Annotated in this window: 9 protein-coding genes; 7 read left to right on the top strand and 2 right to left on the bottom strand. The window is 60.0% G+C overall.

Annotated elements, in window-relative coordinates:
* Window positions 1–166 precede the first annotated feature (166 nt).
* Together G7Z99_RS13015 and xseA are read right to left on the bottom strand one after the other, a co-directional pair.
* On the bottom strand, window positions 167–994 hold the full coding sequence (locus G7Z99_RS13015; protein ID WP_181094374.1) for a peptidoglycan DD-metalloendopeptidase family protein: 828 nt from the start codon (window positions 992–994) through the stop codon (window positions 167–169).
* A 3-nt stretch (window positions 995–997) separates the two neighbouring features.
* Window positions 998–2,377 (bottom strand): exodeoxyribonuclease VII large subunit, encoded by a 1,380-nt coding sequence (xseA, locus tag G7Z99_RS13010; RefSeq protein ID WP_181094372.1) that lies wholly within the window; start codon window positions 2,375–2,377, stop codon window positions 998–1,000.
* Between the two features lie 167 nt (window positions 2,378–2,544).
* Here xseA and G7Z99_RS13005 point away from each other — a divergent pair, with 167 nt between their 5' ends.
* The 7 genes from G7Z99_RS13005 (at window position 2,545) to G7Z99_RS12975 (ending at window position 14,138) form a co-directional block, all read left to right on the top strand.
* Window positions 2,545–3,093, top strand: a complete 549-nt coding sequence (locus G7Z99_RS13005) for a sugar ABC transporter ATPase (protein ID WP_181094370.1) — start codon at window positions 2,545–2,547, stop codon at window positions 3,091–3,093.
* 241 nt (window positions 3,094–3,334) lie between these two features.
* Window positions 3,335–4,804 (top strand): IMP dehydrogenase, encoded by a 1,470-nt coding sequence (gene guaB / locus G7Z99_RS13000; RefSeq protein WP_060392753.1) that lies wholly within the window; start codon window positions 3,335–3,337, stop codon window positions 4,802–4,804.
* 190 nt (window positions 4,805–4,994) lie between these two features.
* A complete protein-coding gene (guaA, locus tag G7Z99_RS12995) occupies window positions 4,995–6,572 on the top strand; it encodes a glutamine-hydrolyzing GMP synthase (protein WP_060392754.1) in 1,578 nt (525 codons plus the stop codon).
* Window positions 6,573–7,071: 499 nt separating this feature from the next.
* Window positions 7,072–11,232, top strand: a complete 4,161-nt coding sequence (locus tag G7Z99_RS12990) for an RHS repeat-associated core domain-containing protein (RefSeq protein WP_181094368.1) — start codon at window positions 7,072–7,074, stop codon at window positions 11,230–11,232.
* A gap of 10 nt (window positions 11,233–11,242) precedes the next feature.
* Window positions 11,243–11,599, top strand: a complete 357-nt coding sequence (locus tag G7Z99_RS12985) for a hypothetical protein (protein ID WP_181094366.1) — start codon at window positions 11,243–11,245, stop codon at window positions 11,597–11,599.
* 201 nt (window positions 11,600–11,800) lie between these two features.
* Complete coding sequence (locus tag G7Z99_RS12980; RefSeq protein WP_445674977.1) at window positions 11,801–13,729, top strand: RHS repeat-associated core domain-containing protein; 1,929 nt, start codon at window positions 11,801–11,803, stop codon at window positions 13,727–13,729.
* Window positions 13,707–14,138 (top strand): NTF2 fold immunity protein, encoded by a 432-nt coding sequence (locus G7Z99_RS12975; protein WP_181094364.1) that lies wholly within the window; start codon window positions 13,707–13,709, stop codon window positions 14,136–14,138. Before G7Z99_RS12980 ends, G7Z99_RS12975 begins: the two co-directional genes overlap by 23 nt.
* Window positions 14,139–14,200 lie beyond the last annotated feature (62 nt).

Below are 14,200 nucleotides of genomic sequence, written 5' to 3'. Positions count from 1 at the left end.
GGGAGCGGGCTTGCCCGCGATGGCGTCAGTCGCTTCGCCACAGTTTCCTGCAAGGACCGCTTGACCGGCATCGGGTCTCTAGAACCTGTGAAGTCAGCGGCTTCCCTTCGGCAGACCATCGAACGCTTTCACACCACCGCCGGTCCTTTTCGCAACATTCGAGGCCTCAGGGCTGGAACGCCCCGATGAAGATCGCCGGGTCCACCCGTGCATCGTTCAGGCTCACGTTCCAGTGCATGTGCGGCCCGGTGGCCCGTCCGGTCGAGCCTACCCGACCGACCACTTCGCCGCGTCGCAGGGCTTGGCCGTTCTTCACGTCGATGCGCGACAGGTGACAGAACATGCTGATGAACCCTTGGCCGTGATCGACGAAGACCGTCTTGCCGTTGAAGAAGTAATCACCGATGAGAATCACCTTGCCATTGGCCGGCGTCTTGATCGGCGTGCCCGCAGGCACCGCGAAGTCCAGACCGGCATGGGGGTTGCGTTCTTCGCCATTGAAGAAGCGCCGCACGCCGAACTTGCTCGAGAGGGGGCCGTTGACCGGCTTGTCCAGCAGCAGGTTGCTGGGCAGCACCGGGCTGAAGCTGCGGTAGGCGGTGATCTGCTCGGCCAGTTCGCGCTCGATCCGCTTCAAGTCGTCAGGCGCTGGATTGACCTGGCGCTTGTTCTTCAAGGTGATGTGCTGCTCAGGGTACTGCTTGCTGCCCACCACGAACGGCAGGCTGCGCGACCCTTGCGTCACCACCGCCTGACCGGGCTTGCGGGTCAGGGGGATACCGACGATCGCCAGCCAGGTGTCCTGCTCCTTGACCACCAGCACCGGTTTGCCCTCGAAGCGCGCGCTGGGAGCCTGTGCCGAAGGGCCGAGGTCGACCACGGCGACGCCACCGGGCACCGGCTTGTTCAGTTGGCGGGCGATGTAGCTGGCCTGGGCGCAAGGACCGACCAGCAACAGGGCGAGGGCGAGCAGGGGAGCGATAAGCCGGGGCATGGGTCAGTCCAGAAGGGAGAGGGTGACGGGCGTCTGGTGGTTGTCTTCGACGCGCACCTTCAATTCGCCATCGTTCAGGCGAGCGGTCAGGCGCTGGCCGGTGTGGGTGTCGGCCGCGCTGCGGATGGCGTGGCCTTTCTCGTCGAGCAGGATGCTGTAGCCCCGCGCCAGGGTCGCCAGCGGGCTGACCACTTGCAGCGTCTGCACCTGCGACTGGAGCCGTTGGCGACGGTCCTTGAGCACGTCGCGCATGGCCCGCGGCAGGCGCTCGGCCAGTGCGTCCAGGCGATGGCCGAGTAACGTCAAGGTGCGGCCGGGGTGTTGCGCGCCCAGTCGAGCTTGCAAGCGCTCCAGGTGCTGGTGTTGATGACGCAGGTGCAGCGTGAAGGCCCGGCGCAGGCGCATGTCCAGGTCGTCCAGGCGCTGGGCCTGCTGCCGCAGACGCTCGCCCGGGTGACGCAGGCGCCGGGTCAGGCCGTCCAGGCGCAGGTGGTCGTGGGCCAGGCGGTTGCGCATGCGCAGCAGCAGGCGCCGCTCCAGGCTCTCGAGGGTCTGGCGCAGCCCGCTGCTGTCGGGCGCGAGCAGTTCGGCCGCCGCCGACGGCGTCGGCGCACGCACGTCGGCCACGAAGTCACTGATCGAGACATCCGTCTCATGGCCCACGGCGCTGACGATGGGCGTGACGCAGGCGGCGATGGCGCGGGCGACGGCTTCTTCGTTGAAGCACCAGAGGTCTTCCAGCGAGCCGCCGCCACGGGCCAGGATCAGTGCGTCGAAGCCCTGTGCATCGGCCCGCTGCAGCGCCTTGACGATCTGCCCGATGGCGTCGCGGCCCTGCACGGCGGTGGGGATCAGGTTCAGCTCCACCTGCGGCGCACGGCGGCCGAACACGCTGATGATGTCGCGAATCACCGCGCCGGTGGGCGAGGTGACGATGCCGATGCGCCGCGGGTGGGCCGGCAGGGCGCGCTTGCGTTCTGCGCTGAACAGCCCTTCGGCGCCGAGTTTTTCCTTCAGGGCGTCGAACGCCAGGCGCAGGGCACCGTCGCCGGCCGGCTCGAGCGTGTCGAGGATCAGTTGGTAGTCGCCGCGCCCTTCGAACAGCGAGACTTTGCCCCGCACCCGCACCGCCAGGCCGTCACGCAGCGCCTGACGCACTCGGGCGGCGTTCTGCCGGAACAGCGCGCAGCGCACCTGGGCGCCGCTGTCCTTCAAGGTGAAATAGAGGTGCCCGGACGCCGGCCGGGCGAGGTTGGAAATCTCGCCCTCCACCCAGATGGAGCGGAACACGTCCTCGAGCAGCACGCGTGCGCGGCCGTTGAGCTGGCTGACGGTGAGGACCTCACGGTCCAGGCCGAGTCGTTCGAAAGGGTCTTTGATCATGCCGGGCATCATAACGTCCCGGCGAGGCGCTGCAACAGCACGTGATCGTGGCGGCCGCAGGGCCGGGCAGGTGGCCAGCGGCCCCGTGCCGAACGGTCGCTACCTCGACACAGACGCTCGCGGTAGAATCCATGGCCCTTTCCCGTACGCCAGGCTGCTCATCGCCCATGAACTCGCAACGCATCCTTGTCCCCCGGCAGTCGACCCTCGTCGCCCATGAAGCCCGTGCACGGGCGATCCTGCGCTGGCTGGTGCGCGAGAACATCGTCGAAGAAGCCCTCAGCACCTGTGGCAGTACCGGCCTCCACATGGGGCACGCCTTGGCCGAAGGGGCGCGCGCGATCGCCCTGCACCCGCAGAGGCTGCCGTTGGGGCAACCGGTCAACGGCGTGGAGGTGGTCCTCAAGCGCTGCATCTATACGCCGACCGACGGGTTTCTCGAAGAGGCCGGTTGCCCGCAGTGCCGGCGCGAGGTAGGCGAGCCGCTGTTCGACAGCCTGGAGGAGTGGATGCCGGGCCTCACCGACAACTTCACCTGCCCCCTGTGCGGATTCGAAGACGACATCAATGGCTTCCTGTTCCTGCAGCCATGCGCGTTCTCCAACCTGGGCTTCATCTTCAACAACTGGGGCGACGCGGGCTTCACGCCTGCGTTTCTCGAGCAGTTCGCCGACTGGCTCGACCAGCCGGTGGCGGTGGTGAGCGTGGCGCGGTAAGGGGAGGGAAGCGCAGGCTACACGTCCAAAGCTCGACGCCTGAAGCCTAGTGTCGATCCATGCGCCTGCGCAGTGACGGATTTGTGGACGCTGCGGGCCCATGACCCCGTTGATACCTTGGCGCAGGGATTGACAGAGAAAATCAGTGCCTCCCCCCACCACTCGGCATTTCGCGTTGAGCAACGGCCTCGGCATGAGTATAATGGCGCGCTTCCATTTTTCCCGCCCGGGAGCATCCGCGATGCTGCGTATCAGCCAAGAAGCACTGACCTTCGACGACATTCTCCTCGTACCTGGTTACTCCGAGGTACTGCCCAACGAGGTCAGTCTCAAGACCCGCCTGACCCGCGGTATCGAGCTGAACATCCCCCTGGTCTCCGCCGCCATGGATACCGTGACCGAAGCCCGCCTGGCCATCGCCATGGCCCAGGAAGGTGGCATCGGCATCATCCACAAGAACATGACCATCGAACAGCAGGCCAGCGAAGTGCGCAAGGTCAAGAAGTTCGAGGCTGGCGTGGTCACCGACCCGATCACCATCGACGCCGACGCCACCGTGCGCGACCTCTTCGAGCTGACCCGCCTGAACAACATCTCCGGCGTACCGGTGCTGGAGAACGGCGACCTGGTCGGCATCGTCACCTCCCGTGACGTGCGCTTCGAAAGCCGCCTGGACGTCACCGTGCGCGAAGTGATGACGCCCAAGGATCGCCTGGTCACCGTGCGTGAGGGCGCCAACAAGGAAGAAGTCCGCGAGCTGCTGCACAAGCACCGTCTGGAGAAGGTCCTGATCGTCGATGCCGCCTTCAACCTCAAGGGCATGATGACCGTCACCGACATCGAGAAGGCCAAGGCCTACCCGCTGGCCAGCAAGGACGACCAGGGTCGTCTGCGCGTCGGCGCCGCGGTCGGCACTGGCAAGGACACCGGTGAGCGCGTCGCTGCCCTGGTCGCTGCCGGCGTCGACGTGGTGGTGGTGGACACCGCCCATGGTCACTCCAAAGGCGTGATCGACCGCGTGCGCTGGGTCAAGGAAACCTACCCCCAGGTGCAGGTGATCGGCGGCAACATCGCCACCGGTGCCGCGGCCAAGGCCCTGGTCGAAGCAGGCGCCGACGCCGTCAAGGTCGGCATCGGCCCTGGCTCGATCTGCACCACCCGCATCGTCGCCGGTGTCGGCGTGCCGCAGATCAGCGCCATCGCCAACGTGGCCGAAGCGCTGGAAGGCACGGGCGTCCCTCTGATCGCCGACGGTGGTATCCGCTTCTCCGGCGACCTGTCCAAGGCCATCGTGGCCGGTGCCTCGTGCGTGATGATGGGTTCGATGTTCGCCGGTACCGAAGAGTCGCCAGGCGAGATCGAACTGTTCCAGGGCCGTTCCTACAAGGCCTACCGCGGCATGGGCTCGCTCGGCGCGATGGCCCAGTCGCAAGGCTCCTCGGACCGTTACTTCCAGGACTCCTCGGCCGGTGCCGAGAAGCTGGTCCCCGAAGGCATCGAAGGCCGTGTCGCCTACAAAGGTGCACTGGCGGCGATCATCCACCAGCTGATGGGCGGTCTGCGCTCGTCCATGGGCTACACCGGCAGCGCGAACATCGACGAGATGCGTACCCGTCCGGAGTTCGTGCGCATCACCGGTGCCGGCATGGCCGAATCCCACGTGCATGACGTGCAGATCACCAAGGAAGCGCCGAACTACCGCGTGGGCTGAAGGCCCACATCGAGCGGCACGCTGTAGGCGGTAAGCCACAAGAAGGTACGGCGGTAGGTGCGCCATGCGCAGTTACCGCATCCACACAGCAGTTGCAGTTTGCCGCTCATCGCTTGCAGCTGCTTTTCCCGTTTCCCCGATCAACTTGCGGCCCGTGCCTCGATGCCCCGGCTGCACCAGAGAGTTCCCCATGGCCCTCGACATCCACGCCCACCGCATCCTGATCCTGGATTTCGGTTCCCAGTACACCCAGCTGATCGCCCGCCGCGTGCGCGAAATCGGCGTTTACTGCGAACTGCACCCGTTCGACATGTCCGACGAGGCGATTCGCGAGTTCAACCCGCGCGGCATCATCCTCGCGGGCGGTCCCGAATCGGTCCACGAAGCCAACAGCCCGCGCGCGCCGCAGGCCGTCTTCGACCTCAACGTGCCGCTGCTGGGCATCTGCTACGGCATGCAGACCATGTCCGAACAGCTGGGCGGCAAGGTCGAAGGCTCCGAGCTGCGTGAGTTCGGCTACGCCCGTGTCGACGTGGTCGGCAAGAGCCGCCTGCTCGACGGCATCGAAGACCACATCGACGCCGACGGCGTGCTGGGGCTCGACGTCTGGATGAGCCACGGCGACAAGGTCACCCAACTGCCGGCCGACTTCCACGTCTTGGCCAGCACCCCGAGCTGCCCGATCGCCGGCATGTTCGACGATGCCCGTGGCTACTACGGTGTGCAATTCCACCCGGAAGTGACCCACACCAAGCAGGGCGGTCGCATCCTGTCCCGCTTCATCCAGGACATCTGCGGCTGCGAAGCCCTGTGGACCCCGTCCAACATCGTCGAAGACGCCATCGCCCAGGTGCGTGAACAGGTCGGTTCGGCCAACGTCCTGCTCGGCCTGTCCGGCGGTGTCGACTCCTCCGTAGTCGCCGCACTGCTGCACCGCGCCATCGGCGACCAGCTGACCTGCGTGTTCGTCGACAACGGCCTGCTGCGCCTGCACGAAGGCGACCAGGTCATGGCCATGTTCAAGGAGAACATGGGCGTCAAGGTGATCCGCGCCGATGCCGAGGCCCAGTTCCTCGACAACCTGGCCGGCGAAGCCGACCCGGAAAAGAAGCGCAAGATCATCGGTCGTACCTTCATCGACATCTTCGATGCCGAAGCCAGCAAGCTCGAGAACATCCAGTTCCTGGCCCAGGGCACCATCTACCCCGACGTGATCGAGTCGGCCGGCGCCAAGAGCGGCAAGGCCCACGTGATCAAGTCCCACCACAACGTCGGCGGCCTGCCCGAGGAAATGAACCTCAAGCTGGTCGAGCCCCTGCGTGAACTGTTCAAGGACGAAGTGCGCAAGATCGGCCTGGAACTGGGCCTGCCGTACGACATGGTCTACCGCCACCCCTTCCCAGGCCCGGGCCTGGGCGTGCGCATCCTGGGTGAAGTGAAGAAGGAATACGCCGACATCCTGCGTCGCGCCGACCACATCTTCATCGAAGAGCTGCGCAAGGCCGACTGGTACCACAAGACCAGCCAGGCGTTCGTGGTGTTCCAGCCGGTGCGTTCGGTCGGCGTCGTCGGCGACGGCCGTCGCTACGCCTGGGTCGTGGCCCTGCGCGCGGTCGAGACCGTGGACTTCATGACCGCTCGCTGGGCGCACCTGCCGTACGAGCTGCTGGAGACGGTCAGCGGGCGCATCATCAACGAGATCGAAGGGATCTCGCGGGTGACCTACGACGTGTCGAGCAAGCCGCCGGCGACGATCGAGTGGGAGTGATTCTGTAGCGTAGAGAAAACCGGCTTTGGCCGGTTTTTTCTTGTCCGTAGGAATCCGTAGGAAACAGACGGGCGCGATCAGCTGATGGCTTATGAGTCCTGTATGTAAATGGCTCTGCGTTCTTTGATAGGCCTGTCGGGAGCGTGCTTCACCGGTCAGTCTCGTCCATAGGAAATTTCCTTCTCTTGCTTGGGAACGGGACGACTGGTCTTTGTTTTTGCGTCAGCCAGTATGTGGATTTAGCGACAACGGCTGGGTGCAACATCGCGCTCGTCTCGTTGTCACACTCCATCGTCCACTGCGCTGCTTCCTCTTCAGCAGTCGACCGTTGCCGTCAGCGCCGTTCGCAAGGCCTGACCAGGGCGACGTTCAAGCTGCACCCGCCGCGCAAGGACGCTCGACGCGACAGACCACAGGATGGCCTCACCCATGGATCGACTCCCCGACACACCCGCACGCTGCCTCTCGCCCCGTTTCCACTGCGCGCGAGGCTAGGCCCATGTTCGAAGCGGCACGCCTGTACGACGAGATCGAACACACTAGCGCGCTGGGTGGGTTTCTCACCGGTGCCGTCATCGGCCTGGCCTTGGCCAGCTATGCTGCCTTCAGTGTCTGCACGCTGGGTTTCGGTGGGCTGTTGCTGGTCGGCATCGTCGCCGGGCTGTTGCCCCAGGCCGGTGAATTCCTCGGCTCGTTATCCAGTTCACCCAGCGGACAGATCGAGCGGCCTGGCTGTTCACCGGACGTGTTCATCAACGGGCGCAATGCCGCGCTCGCCACGGCCAGCACGACCAAGTGCGAGAAGCATCCGCCTACCGTGCGGGTGGCCGAAGGTTCTACCAACGTCTTCATCAATGGAAAGCCCGCCGCGCGCAGGGGCGACAAGCTCACCTGCGGCTCACGGATCGCCAGCGGCTCCAACAACGTGTTCATCGGCGGCGGTACCTACCGCTACCTGCCGGTCGAGGAGGAGGTCTCGAACGCGCTGCGTGTGGGCGTCGACATCCTCATGGTCATGGCCAGCATGGGGCGCTCGGTGTTCGCCGTCTACCGCTTGGGCATCCAGGCTGGCCTCAAGGCCGCCATGCCCTGCGCGCTGCGCACCGGCGCGACGATTGCCGCCAGCTACCTGGCCACCGTCTACCTCATCGGCCCGGCCATCGAGCGCGTGGTGGGCGGTTTCCTTGGCAACCCCGTGGATCTGTCCACTGGCCGCAAAGTGCTGGTCGACGAGACCGACTTCGTGCTGCCAGGGCTGATGCCTCTGGCGTGGACCCGTTTCTATGCTAGCGACCTGAGCGTCGACAGCGTGCTGGGCCAGGGCTGGATGCTGCCGTGGGAGCAACACCTGAGCCGCTGCGGCGGGTTCGTCTACCTCACCGACAACCAGGGTCGGCTGGTCCCGTTCATCGACCTGGAGCCTGGGCAGAGCATCTACCACCCTCACGAAAACATTCACCTGGTGCGGACTCAAGGTGGGCATTATCTGGTGCAGACACTGGATAACGTGTTTTTCTATTTCGGCGAAGTGCCTAATGACGACACGCCTGTGCCACTGCAGCGGATCGAAAATGCACTCGGGCACTACCTGCACTTCGTCCGCGAACCCGATGGTCGCCTGACTGACATCGTCGCACCCGGACCGCACCGTGTGCACCTGCACTACGATCATCCCTTGGGCCGCCTGACCGATGTGAAGCGTGTGGTCGACAACGTGGCTGTCGAGACCTTAGTGCGTTATCGCTACGACGATCACGGCCAACTAAACGCGGTGATCAACCGCAATGGCGATACGGTACGGCGCTTCAGCTACACCGATGGGCTCATGACCCAGCACACCAACGCACTGGACCTGACCTGCGACTACCGCTGGGAGGTGCTGGACGGCAAACCGCGTGTCGTCGAGCACTGGACTGGAGACGGCGAGCACTACCACTTCCGCTATGACTTCACCACGCGTACACGCTGGACGACCGACGTACTGGGGCGTGAGCTGGAGGTGCAGTACAACAAGGACAAGCGGGTCATCGCCAGCCGTGACTTTGGCGGCGAACGGTATGCCATGGACATGGATGAGTTTGGCAACTTGATCGGTATTACTCTGCCTGACGACAATCGATTGGCCTTCAAGTACGACGAGTACTCTCGCCTGGTCGAAGAAACCGACCCGCTGGGGCGCAGCATTCGCTACAAGCACCACTTAGGCACGCCGTTGGTTACCGAAACCCGCTTCCCTGACGGCAGCGTGTGGAAAGCGCAGTACGACGACGAAGGCACGTTGCTGTCCGAGACCGATCCGCTCGGGCAGGTCACCGAATACCTGAACAGCCCGGATGGTTTGCCGCATACCATCATCGACCCCACCCACAAGTCCAAATACCTGTGGTGGAACAGCTACGCCCAGGTCGAGCGCTTTCAGGACTGCTCGGGCAAGAGCACCTGGTATCGCTATGACGAGCGCCAGCATCTGGTCGAAGTCATCGATGCCTTGCAGAACGTTACCCGCCTGGAGCGCAAGCCCGATGGTGAGGTGCTGCGGATCGCGCATCCTGATGGCAGCAAGGAAACCTTCACCTATAACGCATTGAGCCAGGTACTCACCCACACCGACGGCAAGGGCCAGACCACCTGCCTTCAGCGCACCGCCCGCGGTCTGCCCAGCGCGCGCCAGGATGCCAATGGCGAATGGGTGCGCTATGAGTACGGTAAGGCCATCCGCCTGACGGCGCTGGTCAATGAAAACAACGCCAGCTACCGCTTCGCCTACGACGCTTCGGATCGTTTGAGCGAAGAGGTGCGGGTGGATAACCTGACGAGGCGCTTTGCCTACAACGTCAGCGGCCACCTGGTTCGGCTTGATGAGATCGGCTATGGCGAGAATGGCGAGCGCCCCGAACGACACACCGAATTCGAGCGTGACACGATTGGCCGGCTAGTCAGCAGGACCAATACGGACGGACAGCACCTCTACACCTACGATGACAGCGACCGCTTGCTGAGTATCGAACGCCAGCCCACAGGCCGCGCCAAGCGCACGATGGGCATCCTGCCCGAGAAGCTCGAGTACGCGTATGACATCCTGGGTCGGTTAACGCAAGAGATCACACCCGGCGGCATTCTGGGCTATGAATACGATCCGCTGGACAACCTGACCACGCTGACCCTGCCCGATGGACGCAAAGTCAATCATCTGTACTACGGCAGTGGTCATCTGCACCAGATCAACCTGGATGGGCAGGTCATCAGCGACATTGAGCGCGATGACCTGCACCGCGAGGTGTATCGCACCCAAGGCAAGCTCACCAGTTGTTTTGGCTACGACGCCATGGGGCGCAAGGCCTGGCAGTATGCCTCGACGCTGCCCGCCGACAAGCTGTCGCAGGTGCACAACCCGGGGATCCATACGGAGCTGTATGTGGAGCACCGCTACAACCCGATTCATCGCCGGTACGAGTACGATCCGGCGGGGGAGTTGGTGCGTACGCTGGACAAGCTGCGCGGTGAGACGCGGTATACCTATCAAGCCAATGGGCAGTTGCACAGTCGTGATACAGGTTCGATCCTCAGCAGTGAAGAGTTTCGCTACGATGCGGCAGGCAACCGACTAGATTTCAATGCACGGCAGTTTGCCAGGGTGGCGGACAACCGGATCGCCAAGTGGCGCAACTGCGAGTATCGATACGATGCGTGGGGCAACCTGATCGAGAAGTTCTCGGGGCCTGCCACGGAGCAGCGGTTTGAGTACGACTGTGAGAATCGGTTGGTCAAGGCCGAGACGTTTGTAGCGGGCAAGCTGACGGCGACTGGGCACTATTCGTATGACAGTCTTGGGCGACGGGTGGCAAAACGGGTCGAAATCGATGGGCGGGTGGAGCTGAAGCGTTTTCTCTGGCAGGGCTTGAGGATGCTGCGAGAGGAAACGCCTGGGCAAAATATTTTGTATCTCTACGAACCGGATAGCTACGTGCCGTTGGCCCGGATCGATCAGACTGAAGGAGAAGAGCAGAAGCTTTACTATTTCCATAATGACCAGATTGGAACGCCCTTAGAGCTCACTGATAATGGAGGTGTGACTGTTTGGCATGCAACATATCGAGCATGGGGTGAAACGGAGAAGCTTCTAGCTGAGGAGGTAAAGCAGAATATTCGTTTTGAAGGCCAATACTTCGATCAAGAAACTGGCCTGCACTATAATACTTTTCGGTATTATGACCCTCAGATAGGAAGATTTATAACTCAAGATCCCATAGGGGTTTTGGGCGGAAGCAACACTTATCAATATGCGCCAAGCCCCGCATCTTGGATTGATCCTTTAGGATGGGCCTGTGAGAATACGCAGAGGTATGAAGTAGGTCGGTTCGATGTGCTTCAGAGAAATTCCAAAATAGGCGATAAACTTGACATGCACCACGTAGCCCAAAAACATCCTGCGGCACAGGTTATAGGAAATTATGACCCTAAAAAAGCTCCTTCCATAGCTTTGCCTAGAGCAGAGCATAAACGAATTCCCACGTTAAAAGGTAGCTTTACTGGAAATGCGCGAGATCTTTTGGCGAAGGATATTAGGGATCTGAGAAATTACACAAATACTCCGGCAAGTGCTATGCTTAGGTTGATTGAGTTGAACAAAAATATGTTTCCTGAAGCATTTTTGAAATAGAGAAAATATAATGGATTCAAAAAAATTTGTAAGTGCAATTGATCTCGTAGTTTCCAAAGCCGCAAAAGAAGATGTGACTTCAATATTAGAATCTCCTCCCGGAAGGAAGCCAGAAGAAGATTTGGTGAAAATGTCCGATTTTTACAAAGCACTAAATCCAGAAGAAAAACTGCTGGTGGAAAATATTATAAGCCTATCGGTGGAAGAGTCGGTGTTTGGGTTTCTCTGTGTGTTAGATGGCGTAAGGGCCATCGAGGATGGGCCTGACAAGGGAGAGTTGGTTCTTACATATAAGGCTGGCACAAGCACACAGATTAATAATGAAATGGATCTGCATGATATATTTAATGCTAGACAATTTGAGTAATAACTCACCCAGACCAACGACAAGATCCAGACCACCTGCCTTCAGCGCGCTGCCCGCGGTCTGCCGAGTGCACGCCAGGATGCCAATGGCGAATGGGTACGCTACGAGTACGACAAGGCCATCCGCCTGACGGCGCTGGTCAACGAAAACAACGCCAGCTACCGCTTCGCCTACGACGCTTCGGATCGTTTAAGCGAAGAGGTGCGCGTAGACAACCTGACCCGTCGCTTCAGTTATGACATCGCCGGTCACCTCATCCGGTTGGATGAGATCGGTTATGGCGAAAATGGCGAGCGCCCGGAGCGACACACCGAATTCGAGCGCGACACGATTGGTCGACTGATCAGCAAAACCAATACGGACGGACAGCACCTCTACACCTACGATGACAGCGACCGCTTGCTGAGCATCGAACGCCAGCCTACAGGCCGTGCCAAGCGCACGATGGGCATCTTGCTGGAGAAGCTCGAGTACGCGTACGACATCCTCGGGCGGCTGACCCAGGAAATCACATCCGACGGCACTCTGAGCTATGAATACGATCCGCTGGACAACCTGACCACGCTGACCTTGCCGGATGGGCGCAAGATCAATCACCTGTACTACGGCAGTGGACACCTGCACCAGATCAACCTGGATGGGCAGGTCATCAGCGACATCGAACGTGACGACCTGCACCGCGAGGTGTATCGCACCCAAGGTAAGCTCACCAGCTGCTTTGGCTATGACGCCATGGGCCGCAAGGCCTGGCAGTATGCCTCGACGCTGCCCGCCGACAAGCTGTCGCAGGTGCACAACCCGGGGATCCATACGGAGCTGTATGTGGAGCACCGCTACAATCCTATCCATCGCCGTTACGAGTACGATCCGGCGGGGGAGTTGGTGCGTACGCTGGACAAGCTGCGCGGTGAGACGCGATACACCTATCAGGCCAACGGGCAGCTGCACAATCGCGAGACAGGTTCAATCCTCAGCAGTGAAGAGTTCCGCTACGACGCGGCAGGCAACCGGCTGGATTTCAATGCGCGGCAGTTTGCCAGGGTTACGGACAACCGGATCGCCAAGTGGCGCAACTGCGAGTATCGATACGATGCGTGGGGCAACCTGATCGAGAAGTTCTCGGGGCCGGCCACGGAGCAGCGGTTTGAGTACGACTGTGAAAATCGGCTAGTCAGGGTGGAAAGGTGGGTTAGCGGGAAGCTTGAGTGTGTTGCTGAGTATCGATATGACAGCCTGGGTCGCCGGATAGCGAAAACAGCTGGTGCGCAAGAAACGCAAGAACAGAAACGATTCATGTGGCAGGGTTTACGTTTATTGAGTGAGCACTCGCCTGAGCGTGAGACGCTATATTTTTATGAATCGTATAGCTACTCGCCTTTGGCGCGCGTCGATCAAGTGGAAGGTGCTGGGCAGAAAGTTTATTACTTTCACAATGATCAGATTGGCACTCCGCTAGAGTTGACGGACAGTGAAGGTGAAATTGTTTGGCAAGTGACGTATCGTTCATGGGGGGCTGTTGAAAGCACCGCAGTGAACGAAATTGATCAGCCCCTCAGGTTTCCTGGTCAGTATTTTGACGATGAAACAGGGCTGCACTACAATACGTTCCGGTACTATGACCCCGAAGTAGCACGATTCACCACACAGGATCCTATAGGGCTACTGGGCGGGACTAATTTGTATGGCTACGCACCCAACTCTACAGGATGGCTCGATCCATTAGGTTGGTGTGTAGAGACGACTGTGATACGTGGGCCGCAAGGACAGCCTCTTAGAGCTACCGCTACGATAACTGAGGAAAGCATAAAAAAAGGTGGCACTTCGACAAACGCTAGCTCACGGGCATGGGCGCGTATGATGGGAAGGCCCAATGATGACGCTGGTCATATAATCGGTAAGCTTCTCGGAGGATCTGGCGGTAAAAATTGGGTATTCCCACAGCTATCCAAGATCAACCGTGGGGCATTCAGAGACTTTGAGAGAGAAGTCGCACGTAAAGTTCGGACAGGAGGTGCTGTTGACGTTGAGGTGATTTTCAAATATGGTGCAAGCAAGACTAGGCCGACAAATATAATGTACAACGTATATAGAAAAGGAGAGCTTATAGATGTGGCAGAATTCAGAAACTGAATCTAGTGATTTTGAGACTGTGTTTAACGGCTTTATGGACGGAATGTTTGAGTGGGAATCAAAATTTTTTGATAGGAAAATCGATAATTTTCATAATGACTCGGAGCCAGGGCTTGAAGATATAATGGAGGCTGAGATTTTAGAATTGTTCAGTAAGTATGTTTTGAAAGTTGGTAGAAATTACGATAGAGTAGAAAATTTAGTCTGCCGCAATCCTCCGGATTACAATCGGAGTTCCGATAAAATAGAGGTGAATCATGTAAGTCCTAATAAGGTTTTAGTTAAGATTCAGAAACTTAAAGGTCTAGAGTCTGAGTTTAGACTAACTTTTCTGAAAAAGGATGGAAGGTTTATGCTTTCTGGGCGTGAGCTATATGACGGGAGTAAGTGGCATAAGACCTATATTTAAACAGGTATTTTACATGTGTGCTTCTTCTATTCTGTGGTTTTTGAATTGCATCCAAAGTATAT

Source organism: Pseudomonas entomophila, from assembly GCF_013523165.1.
Lineage (GTDB): Bacteria > Pseudomonadota > Gammaproteobacteria > Pseudomonadales > Pseudomonadaceae > Aquipseudomonas > Aquipseudomonas entomophila_A.
Note: the sequence above shows the minus strand (reverse complement) of the source record. Positions and strands in the feature narration are given on the sequence as shown.

Bases quoted from the DNA above. Each gene is read 5' to 3' on its own strand.
- G7Z99_RS12985 (WP_181094366.1), top strand. From the start codon at position 11,243: ATGGATTCAAAAAAATTTGTAAGTGCAATTGATCTCGTAGTTTCCAAA.
- guaB (WP_060392753.1), top strand. From the start codon at position 3,335: ATGCTGCGTATCAGCCAAGAAGCACTGACCTTCGACGACATTCTCCTC.
- xseA (WP_181094372.1), bottom strand. From the start codon at position 2,377: ATGATCAAAGACCCTTTCGAACGACTCGGCCTGGACCGTGAGGTCCTC.
- G7Z99_RS13005 (WP_181094370.1), top strand. From the start codon at position 2,545: ATGAACTCGCAACGCATCCTTGTCCCCCGGCAGTCGACCCTCGTCGCC.
- G7Z99_RS13015 (WP_181094374.1), bottom strand. From the start codon at position 994: ATGCCCCGGCTTATCGCTCCCCTGCTCGCCCTCGCCCTGTTGCTGGTC.
- guaA (WP_060392754.1), top strand. From the start codon at position 4,995: ATGGCCCTCGACATCCACGCCCACCGCATCCTGATCCTGGATTTCGGT.
- G7Z99_RS12990 (WP_181094368.1), top strand. From the start codon at position 7,072: ATGTTCGAAGCGGCACGCCTGTACGACGAGATCGAACACACTAGCGCG.
- G7Z99_RS12975 (WP_181094364.1), top strand. From the start codon at position 13,707: ATGTGGCAGAATTCAGAAACTGAATCTAGTGATTTTGAGACTGTGTTT.